Genomic DNA, 17,072 nt, shown 5'->3' on the forward strand with positions numbered 1-17,072 from the left:
TACTGCGCCTCAATGGTCGTTGGTGCAGCCGCTGCCTTGCACTTGATAGTCCAGCACATGTTCACGGCCCTGGTGGTCGAGGTAGTTGAGCTGCGCGGGGATCACGCCGCAGGCCTGGGAAATATCGGTGCTGGAGAGGACTTTGTCGACATCCAGGTGCACGAAGAAACCGGTTTTGTCATGAATGACGGCAGCGTCCGGTGCAGGGGCGGCGAACACGGAACCGGTGGCGAGGAGGGCGGTGAAGGCGAGGATCAGGGTTTTCATGATGGGTCACTCGAGTCGTTGAAGTTGATCGGCGTTTGGGCCGGGACAACTTCAAGCTACCGGGCGATCCGCTCGGCAAACCGACAACTCGATGACAAATCTGTAATAAACCGAACCTGTGGGAGCCAGCGCACTCCCACAGAGTATTCAGCTGGCGTGCGTGCTGAGAATGCTCGCGATCTGTTGTGGCTGGCAGTTGAGGTACGGCGAGGATTTCAGCCACTGCTGATCCGGGTACCAGGAGAACATGAATTGGCCATTCTTCAGACTGTCGATCACCCGTTTGGCAACTTGCGGTCGCACGGCCGGGCAACCCTGGCTGCGACCCAGACGGCCGGTACGTTTGCTCCAGAACGGGTTCACGTAGTCGGCGGCGTGGATCACGATGGCGCGGTCACGGGCCATGTCGTTGACGCCCGGTTCCAGACCGTCCATGCGCAGCGAGTAACCGTGGGTGCCCTGGTAACTTTCCTGGGTACGGAACAGGCCGAGGCTGGACTGAAAACTGCCTTCACGGTTGGAGAACCGGGTGGCGAAGTTTTCCCCGGAGTTCGAGCCGTGGGCGACCAGATCGCGCAGCACCAGTCTTTTCCGGGTCAGGTCGAAGATCCACAACCGGCGCTCGGTGGACGGCTGCGAATAGTCGATGATCGCCAGGTGACGGGACTGCTTCGCGCCGTTGTTGATCGCACATTGCATGGCGTTCAAGGCACCTTTCAGCGCCTGGGGATTGAGTTCCGGAGCGGCGTGCGCGAGGCTGGTGTACAGAACCGGCGAAGTGGTGCCGGCGGCAAAGGCTGGGCTGGTCAGCACGCCAAGGGCGGTGGCAGTCAGCAGAAGTCGGCGCAAAAACGTCAACATTTAAAGTGAGTCTCCACTTGCTACTTGTTTGGCACTTAGGCTCCTGACGTCCAGTCGTTCCCGGCAAGCCCGCGAATCGGGCCTGACTGTGCACCGCACCTGAGGTAAGGTTGACCGTCAATCAAGACGGCCATGGATTGGAGTAAAGCAGTTGTTCAAAAAGTACGCATGCTACTTGAGCATTTGTTTGCTCGCTGCGCCGTTTGTCGCTTGCGCCGAAGAGCCGTTGCCGGGACTCCCGACGCTGCCGCCCGTGCCGACGGAAATGCCCATCGAGCCACAGAGCCCGCTGCAGGCTGCGCTGATCAGCCTGCCCCAGGCGTGCCCGACGATCGGCACCAGCCTCAACGGCCCGGCGCTGGATCAATTGCGCGCATTCTACCAGCAGCAGGACTGGCTGCCGGTGTGGGCCGATGGCGGGCAATTGCCGGCCTTGCATGCGCAATTGCAGCTGTTGGCCGACGATGGCCTGAATCCGAAACGCTATCCGGTGGCGCTCACCGCCCCGCAGGACGGCGAACTGTGCGCCGACATCGAGATCAGCCGTTACTACCTGCAAGCCCTGCAGGATCTGCATTACGGCCGCCTGTTGCAATCGCACTTCGAACCGCTGTGGCATTCCGACGAAACGCCTCGCGACCGTCAGGCTGAATTGCTGGCGATCGCCGTGCCGGGCGTGCACAACGTTCCGGCTGCCTTCGATCTGGCCCGACCGCAGCTGGCGCAGTATCAGAATTTGCGCCATCTCTACGCAGCTCAACGCCTGAAAGCCTTGCCCCAATGGACGTCGGTGGGCAACGGCCCGTTGCTGCGTCCGGACATGGAAGACAAACGCGTGCCGGAACTGGCCCGCCGGCTCTACAGCGAAGGCTACCTGAGCAGTGTGGTCGGCACGCCGGACAACGCTTATCACGGCGTATTGGTGGAGGCGGTGAAGAGCTTTCAGGCCAACCATTCGTTGCAGGCCGACGGAGTGGTCGGGCCGGGAACGATTGCCGAGCTCAACATCAGTCCGCTGACCCGCCGCGAACAGTTGCGGGTCAACCTTGAACGTTTCCGCTGGATGGCCCAGGACATGGAGCCGGACGGTTTGCTGGTCAACGTCGCCGCTGCCGAACTGACGCTTTATCAGGGTGGCCTGCCGGTGTGGCAGACCCGCACCCAGGTCGGGCGCGCCGAACGCCAGACCCCGCTGCTCAAATCCCGGGTCACGCGTCTGACCCTGAACCCGACCTGGACCGTGCCGCCGACCATCTGGAAGGAGGACAAGCTGCCGGAAATCCGTAAGGATCAGACCTTCCTCAGCCGCCAGAACCTGCAAGTGCTCGACGCCAACGGCCAGCCGCTGGCCGCCGCCGACATCGACTGGGACAATCCCGGCAACATCCTTCTGCGTCAGGACGCCGGGCCGCGCAACCCGCTGGGGCAGATGGTCATTCGTTTCCCCAACCCGTTCTCGGTGTACCTGCACGACACGCCGAGCAAGGCGCTGTTCGACAAGGGGCCACGGGCGTTCAGTTCCGGCTGCGTGCGGGTCGAGCATCCGATGAAGCTGCGCGATTTCCTGCTCAGCCCGGCGGAGAAGGCGCGCACCGACACCTTGTTGGCCACCGGCACCACCCATGAATTCCGCCTGAGCAATCCGGTGCCGATCCTCATGACTTACTGGACGGCGCAGGTCGATGGCCAGGGCCGCGTGCTTTACGCGCCGGACATCTACAGCCGCGACAGCGCGTTGCTGGCGGGGCTGGACCGGGCGCATTGATCCTCAGCGGCTGGCGCGTTTCCAGAAAAACCGCGCCAGCCACGCATCCACGCTCAACTTGCCGGCCCCGGCAAATACGAGCGGCACCAGCGCAGCCAGGTAGATCGCCGGCAGTTTGAAGTTGCCGAAGCCCTTGTTGGTGATCGCGTAACCCTGGGCCAGTTCACTCAGCGATGACCAGTCCGCCGGCCAGTGCACGGCAGCGGTGGCGACGACGGTCACGACAATCAGCGAAATCGCCGAAATCCGCGTGCCGAATCCGATCAGGATCGCCAGCGCGCAGATCAGCTCTGCCCACATCGACAGCTCCCAGTTCAGCGTCGCCGGCAAGTGGTCGAAGGGAAACGGGAACCGCTCCTGAATGTCTTCGAACCAGTTCTGGCCGTTGAATTTCTCCAGCCCCGATTCGAAAAATTCCCAGGCGATGAACAGGCGCAAGGTCAGCGGCGCGAGCCACTGTCCGGCGCGGTCGAGGTTCAGGTGCAGGCCTTTGACGGCCGACGAGAGAGCTGTGGTCATGGGAAGGCTCCATTCATTCGAAAGAAAACGGGGCACCAACGTGCCCCGTGAAAAGGGTTACTCGCCGGCGCCGCACTTGCCTTCGCCGCATTTGCCTTCCGAGGTTTTTTCCGCCGAGTCGGCCTTGGCCTGGGACTGGCTGTAGCCGTGATCCAGTTGCTTGACGCTGAACGCTTCGGAAGCCGAAGCCGCGTTGGACAGGGCCAGGCCACCGGCAAGCAGCAGGCCGAGGGTCAGGGAGGTTTTCGAGCGCTTGGTCATGGTGAATCTCCGATGCGATGTTTGAGTTCAAAGGCTTGATCGGGGCTGCCGATCGACAGGTTCATTTGAACGCCGGGCTGTATCGCTGATGTGTCGCGAAGGGCCGGATTTGTGCGCGGGATGTGTCGGGCGTCGGGCCGTACACACTGCGATACAGAGCGCCGGTGTGATTCGATTGCCGGGCGCAGCGTCTAGCCACGGTGTCCCCGCAATCCCATGGGGCGAGACTTCGAGACCCGGCATGCAAGCGCTGTTGAACGAGATCCTTGACGCTGTCCGGCCCCTGATCGGGCAGGGCAAGGTGGCTGACTACATTCCCGCCCTCGGCACCGTGCCGGCCAATCAATTGGGCATCGCCGTATATGGCAATGACGGCGAGATGTATTGCGCCGGCGATGCCGAGACGCCGTTCTCGGTGCAAAGTATTTCCAAGGTGTTCAGCCTGGTGCAGGCCATCGAACATTCCGGCGAGGCGATCTGGGAACGTCTGGGCCACGAGCCATCCGGCCAGCCATTCAACTCGCTGGTGCAGTTGGAGTTCGAACGCGGCCGTCCGCGCAATCCGTTCATCAATGCCGGGGCGCTGGTGATCTGCGACATCAACCAGTCGCGCTTTGCGGCACCGGCGTTGTCGATGCGCGATTTCGTGCGGCGGCTGTCGGGCAACCCGCAGGTGATGGTCGACGGCAAGGTCGCCGACTCCGAGTATCAGCACCGCGCGCGCAACGCAGCGATGGCTTACCTGATGCAATCCTTCGGCAATTTTCACAACGACGTCGAAGCGGTGCTGCGCAGCTATTTCAGCCACTGCGCGTTGCGCATGAGCTGCATCGACCTGGCCCGAGCCTTCTGTTTCCTGGCCAACGACGGTTTCTGCAAACACAGCGGCGAACAGATCCTCAGCCGACGCCAGACCCAGCAAGTCAACTCGATCATGGCCACCAGCGGCCTCTACGACGAGGCTGGCAACTTCGCCTACCGTGTCGGCCTGCCGGGCAAGAGCGGCGTCGGTGGCGGTATCGTCGCGGTGGTGCCGGGGCAGTTCACGGTGTGCGTGTGGTCGCCTGAGTTGAACACGGCGGGCAACTCGCTGGCGGGGATGGCGGCGCTGGAAATGCTCAGTTCGCGGATTGGCTGGTCGGTGTTCTGAGCCTGTGTTGCGTTGAGGGAGGCCAACCTATACATTTTCCGGCCGCCCTCAATATGGTGAATCCGCTCCATGTCTCTCGCGCTCGAACGTCTCGTCGCTGGCACGCCTATCCCTTTCGCCGGTAACCGCGTCACCGTGGTCAGCCCCGAACTGGCCGAGCGTTTCCGACCCGGCGACCACCTGTTGGTGGAGCAGGTGAGCGGCGAGCTGTTGCTGATTCCGGTGGTGGATCAGCAGGCCGCGTCGGTGGCGATAGAGCGCGCAGCAGCGGCGTTTACCGCGTTGTCTGCGGTGCCGGATGAGGCCATCAGCCGCTTCTTTGATCTGTTCGCCCAACGCCTGGAAAACCCGGACGCCTGGGCACTGATCGAAACCGCCAACCTTGCCGACATCGAACGGGCCAAGGCGCGCGGTCGTTCCACTACCCGTTTGCTCGCCGACGAGCGCATGCGCCGCGACATGATCGCAGGTCTGCGCGCCTGGCGTGATGCGCCGGCCACCCGTGGCAAAGTGATCAGCAGCGTCGAGCATGACGGCTGGAAGGTCGAGCAGGTGGTGTCGCCATTGGGCATCGTCGCGTTCGTGTTCGAAGGCCGGCCAAATGTCTTCGCCGACGCCGCTGGCGTTCTGCGTACCGGCAACACCGCCGTGCTGCGCATCGGTAGCGATGCGCTGGGCACCGCGCAAGCCATCGTCACCCACGCCCTGAACCCGGCGCTGGCCGATGCCGGTCTGCCGGCGGGTGCGGTGTCGCTGGTGGAGAGCGTCAACCACGCCGCCGGTTGGGCGATGTTCGCCGACCGGCGTCTGTCGCTGGCGGTGGCCCGTGGTTCGGGCCGTGCGGTCAGCCAGTTGGGCAGCATCGCCCAGCAGGCCGGTACCGCCGTCAGCCTGCACGGCACCGGTGGCGCGTGGTTGATCGCCGATTGCGATGCCGACGCCAAGCGCTTTGCCGCTGTGGTGCGTAACTCGCTGGATCGCAAGGTTTGCAACACGCTGAACGTCTGCCTGATCCAGCGCGACCGTGCTGCCGAACTGGTGCCGCTGTTCCTCGATGCCTTGCAGCAGGCCGGTACCGCGCGCGGTCAGGGCTGCAAATTGCACATCGTCGAAGGCAGCGAAAGCTATCTGCCGAGCGACTGGCAGAACGCGACGGTCGAGGTCTATCGCGCCGAGGGTTACCAGACCGAAGCCCTGGCCGAGCCCTTGCCAGAAGCGCAATTGGGCCGCGAGTGGGAATGGGAAGAAACCCCGGAAACCAGCCTGATGATCGTCGACGATCTGGATCAGGCCATCGCGCTGTTCAATCGCTACAGCCCGCAGTTCACGGTGTCGCTGATCAGCGAAGACGCGGCGGTTCAGGAGCGTTTCTACAGCGCGGTCAACGCGCCGTTCGTGGGCAACGGGATTACCCGTTGGGTCGATGGCCAGTACGCGCTGAACAAGCCGGAGCTGGGGCTTTCGAATTGGGAAAGCGGCCGGTTGTTTGCCCGCAGCGCGATTCTCTCCGGTGACGGTGTGTTCACCGTACGCAGCCGCATGACGCAAATCGATCTGGGCGTAAAACGCTGAACAGAACAACGCCGCGCCCGTCGCAATGACGGGCGCGGCGTTGTGTTTTCAAGCAGCATCGACTGCCTGACCGTACACCGCGCACGTCGACGGTTGCTCGGCCAGCGAGACGAAGGTACGGCGGTCGGCACTCAGCGCGTCGATCGAGCCGGTCTCGATGTCGTAGACCCAGCCGTGCAGATTCAGCAGGCCTTTCTCCTGGGCCAGGCGCACGCTCGGGTGAGTCTGGATGTTCGCCAGTTGCGCGATCACGTTTTCCCGCACCATCGAACTCAGTTTGGCGGCGTCGTTGGCGTGCGGTCGCGATTCATTCACCACTTTCGCCGACTCGGCGTGTTGCAGCCAGCCGCTGACGGCGGGCAGGTGATCCATGCATTTGCACTGGGCGATGGCGGTCATCGCGCCGCAATCGGAGTGGCCGCAGATCACGATGTCGGTCACGCCGAGCACGGCGACCGCGTATTCCACCGTCGCCGAAACCCCGCCCGGATGCGGGCTGTAGGACGGCACGATATTGCCGGCGTTGCGGATCACGAACAGCTCGCCGGGTTCTTGCTGGGTCAGCAGTTCCGGGACGACGCGGCTGTCGGAGCAGGTGATGAACAAGGTGCCCGGCGTCTGGGTAGTCGCCAGGTGTTTGAACAGTTCAGTGCGTTGCGGAAACGCTTCGTTCTGGAACTTCAGGAAGCCTTCGATCAGGTTTTTCATGGTGTGTCCTCTCAGTTCGAACAGCCGGTGCCGAATTCGCTGTATTGAAGAATGTGTTTTGCGCCGTGACTGTCGAGGTAAGTCATCTCGACTGGCACTACGCCGCAGACGTCGGCGACCGGGGTGATGCTCACGACTTCAGCGATATCCAGCGACATGCCGTAGCGGTAAGCGACGGCTTCGTCATCGGCCTGGGCTTGAGTGCAAAGGCCGGCGAGCAGGGCAAGGGTCAGCAGAATTTTTTGCATGGGGCAGCCTCCAGACAGATGGGGTTACGATTTGGCAATTCAGGTTTGGAGGGGCCCGCACGCGGGGTGCGGGCCCGGGAGGGATCAGAACGGACGCAGCGGGAGGAACTTGCCGTCGAGGGTGACCACGGCGCGGGAACCGCCTTCAGGGTCTTCGACTTTCTTGATGTCGAGCTTGAAGTTGATCGCGCTGATGATGCCGTCGCCGAACTGCTCGTGAACCAGTGCTTTCAGGGTGGTGCCGTAGATCTGGATCATCTCGTGGAAGCGGTAGATGGTCGGGTCGGTCGGCACACCGTCGAGGCTGCCGCGCAGCGGGATGATTTGCAGGGCGGCGACGTCTTCAGCGCTCAGCTCAAGCTTGTCGCCGACCACTTCGGCAGCGGCTTTGGGCAGTGGATGCTGGCCGAGGAGGGCGGCGGTCACGTAGGCCAGGCTCAGGCCGGTGCCGTCGGCCAGGTCCTGCCACGACAGGTTTTTCTCAGCCTTGGCATCCAGGGCGCGGGTGGTCAGGGCGATGCGGCTGTCGTTGTAGGCTTGGGATTGCATGGTGCTTCTCCTTTCGGGGTTGGCTTGCTGTGTGGGATTCATCTTCTGCCGATTGATCCATAGCGTCCAAGACCGATATACAATGCAAGGCATAAGCACTGCCTATAGATGGAGCGTCCCATGCTGCTGCGACATTTGCGATACCTGCTGGCCGTGGCCGATCACGGCGGCTTCACCCGGGCGGCCGAGGCGCTGCACGTGTCGCAGCCGACCCTGTCGCAACAGATCCGCCAACTGGAAGAAAGCCTCGGGGTGGATCTGTTCGACCGCACCTCGCGCTCGGTGAAACCGACTGACGCCGGGCAGGCCTATATCGAATGCGCGCGACGGGTGCTGGTGGAGCTGGAGGCGGGCAAGCGCGCGTTGCATGACGTGAAGGATCTGACCCGAGGCTCGCTGCGCCTGGCCATGACGCCGACGTTCATGGCGTATCTGGTCGGGCCGTTGGTGCGCGATTACGTGGCGCGGTATCCGGGGATTCACCTGGAGATTTTCGAGTTGTCGATGGATGACATCGAGGCCGGGCTGGCGGATGACTCGCTGGATATTGCAATTGCCTTCACGCCAGTGCGCAATCCGGACATTGAATGCATTCCGGCATTTGTCGAGACTTTGGGGGTGATGGTCGGGCGCGAGCATCCGCTGTACGACAGCTCATCGGTGCTGACCCCGGATGACATTGCGCAGCTGGATTTCGCCTTGCTGGCGCCGGATTTCATCACACGGCTATCGATTGACGAGTATTTCCGTCAGCACGGCATCACGCCCAAGGTGCAGATCGAGGTGAACTCGGTGAGTACGTTGCTGGAAGTGATCCGGCATGCGCCGATTGCGACCATGTTGCCTGAGGCGATCGCGACCGAGGACCGGGCGTTGCGCCGGTTGCGTGTCGAAAGCGAGGCGCCGCAGCGGGGAGCGGCGTTGTTGCGGCGCCAGAATAATTATCACAGTGCGGCGGCTGAGGCGTTCATGAAGCTGGTGCTGGAAACTCGTTCATGAGCTTTTTTTGCGAGCAATAAAAAGGGCCTGCTTCGCTTTCGAAGCAGGCCCTTTTGTTTATTGAAGTTTTAACTTAGCAGAACCGATCAATCACCCGAACTTCGTTCTTGTTCTGCATAGAGTCCCACGCCTGTTTCAGCGTCTGCAGAACATTACCGATGAAGTCCTTGTCGGCCGCGGCTTTCTTGCCGACATAGCCGTGGCCGCGACGGTACATCTTCAGGCGGGCCAGCAGGTTCTGGTTGTTCCGGTCGAACTCTTCTTCACCAGCATGGGGCGACAGGCAGTCGATATGGACCTGACCCGACTTGCTGATCCACAGAATATGGCTGTCGTGGCTGTCTTTTTGCGCCGCGAACATACGAGCCAGTTCTTCGATAGTAGGTTGATTGTTCAGATTCATGATATTGCCCCTTGACCAGTCTGGTGATCTTTCAAAGTTGATTCGCTAATACAGGTAGCCCATCGGTTAGTTGATCCCTGGCACCGAAACCAGGACGTCAGCGGTCGCCCGTGTGAAGTACGGGGTCATGCGTCTGTTGCATGTAGTCGTGTTGAATAACTGCTACGCAATAGCGTCACAACGAGGAGAAGCAGCGAAAACCGGGAGGCTCCTTGACGACGTTTTCAGGGTCGACCACAAGCGTCTTGAGAATTTTCGCCAGCGCTTCTCGTCCTTGTACTGGACGTTCAGGCCAGGTCAGCTTCTTCAATCTGCCTTGTGGGCAGCGTGTATCCGGAAAAAACAGCTCGGCGGTCAGACGAGCTTGCTCAAGCGTGTTGCCAGTGCTCCCGATCGGGGAGACGTCTGCATCATGCAAAAGCAAAACGATGCCGTCAACGGTTTTGTAGTGATTATTTTTGGTCACTACATATTGTCGGACAAAGTCATTCTGGAATGAAAAAAGCGGCGGTCAGGCAGCGGGAGAGAGGCTGCGCAGGCAGTAGAACGTGCAGGGATAGCCGTCCACTGTTTTGGTCTGGCGGGTAAAGTCGCCGCCGCTCAGCTCAGGGATGAGCCGGGCCCAGAACCGCTGTGCAGGCAGGTTGGCGTCGACATGGAAAATCTGCCATCGACCGGGCAGGTGGCTCAAGAGGGCAGAGGCGACAAACTGCGCGACGCCTTGGCCACGCCAGCGTCGGCTGACGAAGAAATAGCCGATGTTGTAGTCGGCGCCTTCGATGAGGAGGTGGTCATCCACGGTCACGAATCCCGCCAGTTCACCGTCAACGTGGATCAGGAATGGCCGCGTCGCCGGCTGGCGCCAGTAATCGTCTTTCAACTGGATCGGGAAGAACCCATGCCCGCCGAGCTTCAGCGGCAGCCACTCGCTGAAGTCATAGGTGTAGAACTGCATCAGGTTTTCGAGGGTGTCCAGTTCGTCACGCCGGGCGACGCGCAGTTCGATGACAGACATGCGGCTGCCTCCTGACCATCACTGCAGAAACAGTAGCGTGCAGCGGGCTATTTGGCTGCCGGTTTTGCCGCACGCTTGCTGGTTCCGGTGGTTTTGCGCCGGGTGGTCTTGCGTTTGTTCTTCCATGGCGCAGCGGCCTTACCGGCAGGCGGCGGGCCGCTGATGGTCAGGCTCAGTCCGGCGCAGCGGGTCACTTGTTTGCTCATCCACGCGGCCTGCTTGGTGACGAACTCTTCCAGACTCATTTCGCCGCTCTGCACCATGTCCAGCGCCTGCTCCCAGATCGCCGTGGTGCCGGGGTCGGCAATCGCGCGCGGCACGGCGTCGATCAGGCTGAAGGCGGCGGGGGTGGCGGACAGCGCCTTGCCGTTCTTCACCAGATAACCACGATCCAGCAACCCTTGAATGATCGAGGCGCGGGTGGCTTCGGTGCCGATGCCGGTGGTGTCCTTGAGTTTCTGCTTGAGCAGCGGATCTTCCACCAGTTTGGCGACGTTCTTCATCGCCTTGATCAGGTCGCCTTCGGTGTAGGGCTTGAGCGGCTGTGTCCACAGGTCCTTGAGCTTCACGTCCGCCACGGCGCATTCGGCACCTTGGGTCAGCGTCGGTAGCGTTTGCGGCGCGGGGGCTTCTCGGCCCTTGGCCGGGGCCAGCGCTTCGGGCAACGCGCGTTTCCAGCCCGGCTCGATGATCTGCTTGCCAACCGCGCGCAAGGCTTCCCCGGCGCAATCGAAATCGGCCTGGGTGCGGTCGTATTCGTGATTGGGCAGGAACTGCGCCAGATACCGTGCGCGAATCAGCGTGTAGACCGCGCGGTGCTTGCCGGTCAGGCGCTCCATGTTTTTCGCAGCAGCGGTCGGGATGATGCCGTGGTGGGCGCTGACCTTGGCGTCGTTCCAGGCGCGAGAGCGGCGCTGTGGCTCCAGATGCTCACGCAGCGTTTCGAGGCTAGGGTCGGCCTGACGCAACGCCGCGAGAATCCCCGGCGCCTCGCTGTGCTGGCTCAGGGGCAGGTAGCCGCAATCGCTGCGCGGGTAGGTGATGACTTTGTAGGTTTCGTAGAGGGCCTGGGCGATGTCGAGGGTTTCCTGGGCGCCGAGACCGAGTTTCTTCGAACAGACTTCCTGCAAGGTGCCCAGATCGAAGGGCAGGGGCGCCACTTCGCGCATGCGTTCGGTGCGCAGCTTGATCACCCGGGCGCTGGCAGCGCTGCTGATTGCGGCGGCCGCTTGCTGGGCGAGGGCTTGATTGAGGCAGCGATCCTGATCGTCACAGGCATCGTTTGGCGCACGCCATTGCGCAGTGAATGGCGTGCCGTTGTGCAGTAGTTGCACGTCGATGGCCCAGTACGCGACCGGCACGAAATCGGCAATGCTGCGGTCGCGATCCACCACCAGTCGCAAGGTCGGCGTCTGTACCCGGCCCACCGGCAGCACGCCTTGATAGCCCGATTGCCGGCCGAGCAGGGTGAACAGCCGACTCATGTTCATCCCGATCAGCCAATCCGCCCGCGAGCGCCCGAGTGCCGAGTGATACAGGCTGAAGGTTTCAGCACCCGGTTTGAGCGACGCCAACGCCTTGCGAATCGACGCTTCGTCCAGCGCCGACAGCCACAAACGGCGGATGGGTCCGCGATAGCGGCAATGCTCGACCAGCTCCCGGGCGATCATCTCGCCCTCGCGGTCGGCGTCGGTGGCGATGATCAGTTCGCTGGCCTCGCCGAGCAGGCGCTTGACCGCCTTGTACTGGCTGGCGGTACGCGGCTTGACGGTCATTTTCCATTTGTCCGGGATGATCGGCAGGTCGGCCAGCACCCAGCGCTTGTATCTGGCGTCATAGGCGTCCGGCGGGGCGGTTTCCAGCAAGTGGCCGATGCACCAGGTCACCGTGACATCCGTTCCCAGCCAGCAGCCGTCGCCCCGACGCTTGGCGCCGAGTACGGCCGCAATATCCTTGGCCTGGGAGGGTTTTTCACAGAGGTACAGCCGCATAACCACCGTCGTCGATCATTGCCCGAAGAGGCGCACAGAATGGCCTGAGTCGGGCGTTCGGGCAACTTTTATCTGTATGGATATACAGATAAAAGGATTGCCGGTCATGACAGCGTGCGTCGGGGCAATCCGGGACGCTATCGAGAAATTGATTAGCGCCCCCGTTGGCGGCTGTGGCAGGTTCAATCTGCCTGACAAGGCGAGTGACAGGACGATCTCGCCAGAAGATCGCCGTTTTTCTGTCTGACACTGACTCTTCAGAAACAAGGACGTACACCATGTCTCAACCTTCCTCCCAGGCCAGCAGCGCCTTCACCGCCGTCGACACCTTCAGCCACCTGTACGATCGCGGCACCGGGACCGTCAACGGCAAACCGTCGTTCACCGCCGACCAGGCCGCCGACGAAATCCTGCGCAAGGGCATGTCGTGGCAGGACAAGAACGCCGACGGCAAGATTGATCTGACCTACACCTTCCTGACCGACAAACCGTCGAACTACAACCCGAAACTCGGCAACTTCAGCGAGTTCAGCGCCCAGCAGAAAGCCCAGGCCGTGCTGGCGATGCAGTCGTGGTCGGACGTGGCCAACGTGACCTTCACCGAGGGCAAGGGCGGGGACGGTCACATGACCTTCGGCAACTACGACGTCAGCACCGGCGGCGCAGCGTTCGCCTACCTGCCGCAGGGCAGCAGCTACGACGGCCAATCGTGGTACCTGATCAACGATCAGTACCAGGTCAACAAGACCCCGGACACCAACAACTACGGGCGTCAGACCCTGACCCACGAAATCGGCCACACCCTCGGCCTGTCGCACCCGGGCGCCTACAACGCCGGCAACGGCAACCCGACCTACGGCGACGCCAAATACGCCGAAGACACCCGTGGCTACAGCCTGATGAGCTACTGGAGCGAAGCCAACACCGACCAGAACTTCAGCAAGGACGGCAGTGGCGCCTACGCCTCGGCACCGTTGATGGACGACATCGTCGCGGTGCAGAAACTCTACGGCGCCAACTTCCAAACCCGTGCCGACAACACCGTGTACGGCTTCAACTCCAACGCCGATCGCGATTTCTACAGCGCCACGTCGAACACCTCCAAAGTGGTGTTCTCGGTGTGGGATGGCGGTGGTAACGACACCCTGGATTTCTCCGGCTTCAGCCAGAACCAGAAGATCAACCTCAACGAAGGTTCGTTCTCCGACGTCGGCGGTCTGGTGGGCAACGTGTCCATCGCCCACGGCGTGACCGTGGAAAACGCCATTGGCGGTTCGGGCAATGACCTGCTGATCGGCAACGCGGCGGCCAACGACCTGATCGGCGGTGCCGGCAACGACATCATTTACGGCGGTGGCGGCGGTGATTCGTTGTGGGGCGGTGAGGGCGCGGACACCTTCGTGTTCGGTGCGGCCAGCGACTCGACCATGACTGCGCCGGACTGGATCATGGATTTCACCAGCGGCCTGGACAAGATCGACCTGTCGGGCATCGCCGGGTTCGCCACCGGCGCAGCCACGCTGAACTTCGTCAGCGGCTTCACCGGGCACGCGGGCGATGCGATCCTTACGTACTTCGAACAGACCAACCAGACCAGCCTGATGATCGACCTTACAGGCCAGGGTTCGGTGGACTTCGCCGTGGGTGTGGTGGGGCAGGCCGTGGCGACCGATATCGTCGCCTGATCTGAAAACGGAAAATCTGAAACGAAAAAACCGCAGTCCTTCGCAGGCTGTGGTTTTTTTGTTTTTGGACATCGCTCTACGACAGTGAAATCCGTTACTGCTCGGTCTCGAGGATCGACGTGGCGTGGGCATTACGTACTCTGGCAAACCACCAGAGAGCCGCCACGCCCAGCAGCGTCGCCAGCACGGCCAGAATCAGAATCACACGTTGCGTCCCCAATGGCGCGGCGAGCAGTGCGACCAGCAGACCGGCCAGCGGTTGCGACAAGTTGTTGAGCAGGGTGATCACGCCCACGGTCTTGCCGAAGTCCTGCGGGGGAATGACTCGCTGGCGAATGCTGCGCATGTAAACGTTGAACATCTTGTCGAAACCGACGATCAGCAGGAAACCCAGCACATAACCCGCCAGGTTCGGGCTCAGGGCGCTGATGAAGGCGCCGGCGGCGAGCATCGAACAGGCAACGCCACCCAGTACGCGCAACGGCAATACCACCCGGGCGAGGAAAAACAGAATCACGATGGTGGTCACCGCGCCAGCCGCTTGCAGCACGGCGTAGTCGTCCTTGCCGGCGCTGTATTGACCGAGCACCATGGCCGCCGAAGTGGCCAGGGTGACCCCGACAATCAGGTTGACCCCGACTGCCAGGGTGATGATCTTTTTCAGCTCCGCCAGTTCGCGGATATGCCTGAAAGCGATGCGCAGAGGCTGCAGCCAGATGTCCTGATGCTGCTCGAACACCTCCAGAGTGATACGGCTGAAACGTTGCCACACCAGCATGCTGAGGTCGGCCAGCAGGAACAGTCCGGCCACCCACAGCACCACCCAGTGCCAAGCCGAAAACTCCAGCAGCAATGCCGCCACCAAGGGCCCCAGAACCAGTCCGGTCTGGTCGGCTATCTGCGAGTAGGAAAGGGTTTTGGTGTAGCTGTAGTGCTGGAAAATATGCGGCATCAGCACTTCGCGGGCCATGATGCCCTGAGTAGTCAGCACGCCGCATAGCGCCGACAGCACCACCAGCCATGCGATACCGCCGAAGACGGCATAAAGCCCTACTGCCAGCACGCAGAGCAGCGCCCGGTAGACCTGACTGATGTGCAGGATTCTGATGGGCGAGAACTTGTCGCACAGGGCCCCGCACAGCGGAAACGCGAGAAAGCGCGGCAGCGACTCGACGAAGAATGCAAGCCCCGCCCAGGACGCGCTGTTGGTGGTCTGGAATACCACCAACGGCACGATGAACAACAGGATCTGGTCCGCCAGCCGCGACAGGAACAGCGAGATGAAAAAAGCCAGGTAATCCTTGCGCATGATGACTCCTGTCGGTGGGCGTTTTGGGCGTGATATGAAACCAGAATCCGCCGCCTCCGCAAGCGGCGGTCATATCTGATCGGAGAAAAACCGTTCGGCTGCGAACCCGACGAGATTCCCCCGCATGGGTTATACCTGAACCGGTGCCTTCGCCGCAGTCAGGAGAAACCGATGAAAACTTCCGGTCCCAGTCCCGTCATCACCATCGCCGAGCAGCCAGGCTGCCTCCTTGTGAAATTCCACGGCATACAAGTCGCCGCCTCGGCTCGAGCGCTGGTGCTGCTCGAAGCCAATTACCCGCCGGTCTACTACATCCCGCGCGAGGATATCGACGAGAAATACTTCGCCCGCACCGACCACACCACCTACTGCCCGTACAAGGGCGATGCCAACTATTTCAGTCTGCAAGTGCCGGGGCATGAAGGAGCGAATGCGGTGTGGACGTACGAGCATCCGAAAATATCAGTCAGTCAAATCAAGGACTATGTTGCGTTCTACCCTGATCAGGTGAAATTCGAATTGCTGGATGCCGAGGTCTGAACGCAACCGGCCGCCCGCAGAGGGCGGCCGGTTGATGCTCACTTGCCTTTGCGCCGGGTCGTCGATTTGGCTTTCGCCGACTCCGCTTTGCGGCTTCGTGTGTGCTTGATGGCCGGTGGTGGCGCAGCTGCCGCACGATGAGCCTGGGCCGGCGCCCCCGGTTGGGTGCTCTCCAACGATTGTTCAAGCAACTGGAACGACGCCTGTGCGACCGCCTTGGCTTTCGTCTGGATGGCCGCCAGCTTCGGTGATAACAGTGCGTCCATTTTATTCTCGAACACCTGCGCTACACGTTTGTATGCGAGTGCATTCAGATGCAGTTCGTTGATCCAGTCATCGTCGTTGATCAAGTTTCTCAGGTCGAGGAAGTAGACGTCTTGATGGCTGTTGGCGACTGACTGGAGCATCACGTTGAGCTGATCGATAAAGTCCGCCACGATCTTGCGCTGCACCTGTGGGTCGAGAATGTTCTTGCGGGTCAGCGACGGACGGATCCACGGTCCGATGAAGCGATAGTTGCCGATGTTGACCACACCTTTACCGGTCGGAACGGCGCGGCCGTAGCCGTGGAAGATGATTCTGGTCTTGGGGCTGGCAGCCTTGACCTTCTTGATCATGTCTTCGTAACCACCTCGAAACACCCGGTCGATGATGTCGGTGACGTATGCGGTTCGCAGTAGAGAAGGAGGCGAACTGTCGGCATGGTTCAGAAACGATGCGAACTCGTCCCCGGCGATGTCGTTGCCACCGGCCGAAAACAGAAAGAACGCCGGTTTCGTGCGTTTGATTTCTGCCAGTACCTCGACGAATTCCGTCGGTTTCCGGGTCCATGATCCTTCTTTGATTTCAGTGCCGTACACCATATTTTCCAGGGTGTCGCCGCCCGTGGCGAAGTTCTTGATCTTGTAGCCGGATGTCAGCTTGAGCCATTTGATGATGTCCACCCCTGGCAAGTAGTCGAACCAGGAATCTCCCTGGGCAACTACATCCACACCATCGGAACCAAAGAAGAATCCCCCAGCGGCGCCCGGTGCCATTTTTTGTGCGGGCTGCTCATGTTGCCAGATGGCCAGGTTGATTTTTGCCAGTGCGTCTTCACTTTCGTAATTCATGTCGGCAGTCTCTTTTTGTCGGAAAAAACGCTCGGGAACCGGCGCGTTGCCGGCTCCATTCATTGAGTCCGAACGACGTCTTCAGGGTGCTGCTACGTCCAGACTGTTCAGCACTTCT

At 61.4% G+C, this 17,072-nt stretch carries 19 protein-coding genes; 7 read left to right on the forward strand and 12 right to left on the reverse strand.

The annotated features are described in order from the left end of the window. Positions 1-9: 9 nt before the first annotated feature. Together L6D82_RS14950 and L6D82_RS14955 are read right to left on the reverse strand one after the other, a co-directional pair. Positions 10-267 carry a DUF2790 domain-containing protein gene (locus L6D82_RS14950; RefSeq protein WP_085610650.1) on the reverse strand — a complete coding sequence of 86 codons (258 nt, stop codon included), beginning with the start codon at positions 265-267 and terminating at the stop codon, positions 10-12. A 147-nt stretch (positions 268-414) separates the two neighbouring features. Then, the gene (locus L6D82_RS14955; protein WP_102717601.1) at positions 415-1,128 is read right to left on the reverse strand and encodes a murein L,D-transpeptidase catalytic domain family protein; all 714 of its coding nucleotides are present in this window, start codon (positions 1,126-1,128) and stop codon (positions 415-417) included. A 151-nt stretch (positions 1,129-1,279) separates the two neighbouring features. Between L6D82_RS14955 and L6D82_RS14960 the strand changes: the two genes are divergently transcribed. Further along, complete coding sequence (locus L6D82_RS14960) at positions 1,280-2,893, forward strand: L,D-transpeptidase family protein (RefSeq protein ID WP_102687034.1); 1,614 nt, start codon at positions 1,280-1,282, stop codon at positions 2,891-2,893. 3 nt (positions 2,894-2,896) lie between these two features. On the opposite strand, the gene L6D82_RS14965 is transcribed toward L6D82_RS14960, so the two are convergent. Both L6D82_RS14965 and L6D82_RS14970 read right to left on the reverse strand, forming a co-directional pair. Continuing rightward, the gene (locus L6D82_RS14965; protein ID WP_230731469.1) at positions 2,897-3,412 is read right to left on the reverse strand and encodes an HvfX family Cu-binding RiPP maturation protein; all 516 of its coding nucleotides are present in this window, start codon (positions 3,410-3,412) and stop codon (positions 2,897-2,899) included. A gap of 57 nt (positions 3,413-3,469) precedes the next feature. Then, positions 3,470-3,673 carry an HvfA family oxazolone/thioamide-modified RiPP metallophore gene (locus L6D82_RS14970; RefSeq protein WP_085746122.1) on the reverse strand — a complete coding sequence of 68 codons (204 nt, stop codon included), beginning with the start codon at positions 3,671-3,673 and terminating at the stop codon, positions 3,470-3,472. Between the two features lie 241 nt (positions 3,674-3,914). Between L6D82_RS14970 and glsB the strand changes: the two genes are divergently transcribed. Together glsB and L6D82_RS14980 are read left to right on the forward strand one after the other, a co-directional pair. Next, complete coding sequence (glsB, locus tag L6D82_RS14975; RefSeq protein ID WP_064379522.1) at positions 3,915-4,823, forward strand: glutaminase B; 909 nt, start codon at positions 3,915-3,917, stop codon at positions 4,821-4,823. A gap of 69 nt (positions 4,824-4,892) precedes the next feature. Continuing rightward, positions 4,893-6,395: an aldehyde dehydrogenase family protein gene (locus L6D82_RS14980; protein WP_236190034.1), complete on the forward strand. Its 1,503-nt coding sequence runs from the start codon at positions 4,893-4,895 to the stop codon at positions 6,393-6,395. A 48-nt stretch (positions 6,396-6,443) separates the two neighbouring features. Here the strand turns inward: L6D82_RS14980 and L6D82_RS14985 are convergent, their stop codons facing one another. The 3 genes from L6D82_RS14985 to cynS all read right to left on the reverse strand — a co-directional run bounded on the left by L6D82_RS14985 (position 6,444) and on the right by cynS (position 7,900). Next, entirely contained in the window at positions 6,444-7,103 is a 660-nt protein-coding gene (locus tag L6D82_RS14985; RefSeq protein ID WP_007950573.1) for a carbonic anhydrase, read from the reverse strand. 11 nt (positions 7,104-7,114) lie between these two features. Continuing rightward, the gene (locus L6D82_RS14990; RefSeq protein ID WP_085746126.1) at positions 7,115-7,351 is read right to left on the reverse strand and encodes a DUF2790 domain-containing protein; all 237 of its coding nucleotides are present in this window, start codon (positions 7,349-7,351) and stop codon (positions 7,115-7,117) included. A gap of 84 nt (positions 7,352-7,435) precedes the next feature. Continuing rightward, a complete protein-coding gene (cynS, locus tag L6D82_RS14995) occupies positions 7,436-7,900 on the reverse strand; it encodes a cyanase (RefSeq protein ID WP_102687038.1) in 465 nt (154 codons plus the stop codon). 120 nt (positions 7,901-8,020) lie between these two features. On the opposite strand from cynS, the gene cynR reads away from it, so the two are divergent. After that, the gene (gene cynR / locus L6D82_RS15000; RefSeq protein WP_102717598.1) at positions 8,021-8,899 is read left to right on the forward strand and encodes a transcriptional regulator CynR; all 879 of its coding nucleotides are present in this window, start codon (positions 8,021-8,023) and stop codon (positions 8,897-8,899) included. Positions 8,900-8,972: 73 nt separating this feature from the next. On the opposite strand, the gene L6D82_RS15005 is transcribed toward cynR, so the two are convergent. Next, positions 8,973-9,302, reverse strand: a complete 330-nt coding sequence (locus tag L6D82_RS15005) for a hypothetical protein (protein WP_047293552.1) — start codon at positions 9,300-9,302, stop codon at positions 8,973-8,975. 127 nt (positions 9,303-9,429) lie between these two features. Between L6D82_RS15005 and L6D82_RS15010 the strand changes: the two genes are divergently transcribed. Further along, the gene (locus L6D82_RS15010; protein WP_052026217.1) at positions 9,430-9,801 is read left to right on the forward strand and encodes a hypothetical protein; all 372 of its coding nucleotides are present in this window, start codon (positions 9,430-9,432) and stop codon (positions 9,799-9,801) included. 12 nt (positions 9,802-9,813) lie between these two features. Here L6D82_RS15010 and L6D82_RS15015 read toward each other — a convergent pair whose 3' ends face one another. Continuing rightward, the gene (locus L6D82_RS15015; protein WP_085746128.1) at positions 9,814-10,317 is read right to left on the reverse strand and encodes a GNAT family N-acetyltransferase; all 504 of its coding nucleotides are present in this window, start codon (positions 10,315-10,317) and stop codon (positions 9,814-9,816) included. 47 nt (positions 10,318-10,364) lie between these two features. Then, positions 10,365-12,308: a DNA topoisomerase III gene (locus L6D82_RS15020; RefSeq protein ID WP_236190036.1), complete on the reverse strand. Its 1,944-nt coding sequence runs from the start codon at positions 12,306-12,308 to the stop codon at positions 10,365-10,367. A gap of 278 nt (positions 12,309-12,586) precedes the next feature. Between L6D82_RS15020 and L6D82_RS15025 the strand changes: the two genes are divergently transcribed. Then, on the forward strand, positions 12,587-13,993 hold the full coding sequence (locus L6D82_RS15025) for a serralysin family metalloprotease (RefSeq protein ID WP_236190045.1): 1,407 nt from the start codon (positions 12,587-12,589) through the stop codon (positions 13,991-13,993). A gap of 94 nt (positions 13,994-14,087) precedes the next feature. On the opposite strand, the gene L6D82_RS15030 is transcribed toward L6D82_RS15025, so the two are convergent. Next, a complete protein-coding gene (locus tag L6D82_RS15030; RefSeq protein ID WP_102717595.1) occupies positions 14,088-15,302 on the reverse strand; it encodes an MFS transporter in 1,215 nt (404 codons plus the stop codon). Positions 15,303-15,473: 171 nt separating this feature from the next. On the opposite strand from L6D82_RS15030, the gene L6D82_RS15035 reads away from it, so the two are divergent. Then, positions 15,474-15,842 carry a DUF427 domain-containing protein gene (locus L6D82_RS15035; RefSeq protein WP_102717594.1) on the forward strand — a complete coding sequence of 123 codons (369 nt, stop codon included), beginning with the start codon at positions 15,474-15,476 and terminating at the stop codon, positions 15,840-15,842. 38 nt (positions 15,843-15,880) lie between these two features. Here the strand turns inward: L6D82_RS15035 and L6D82_RS15040 are convergent, their stop codons facing one another. Further along, a complete protein-coding gene (locus tag L6D82_RS15040) occupies positions 15,881-16,954 on the reverse strand; it encodes an SGNH/GDSL hydrolase family protein (protein WP_158247901.1) in 1,074 nt (357 codons plus the stop codon). Positions 16,955-17,072: the final 118 nt, after the last annotated feature.

Source organism: Pseudomonas paraglycinae, assembly GCF_021601625.1.
GTDB lineage: Bacteria > Pseudomonadota > Gammaproteobacteria > Pseudomonadales > Pseudomonadaceae > Aquipseudomonas > Aquipseudomonas paraglycinae.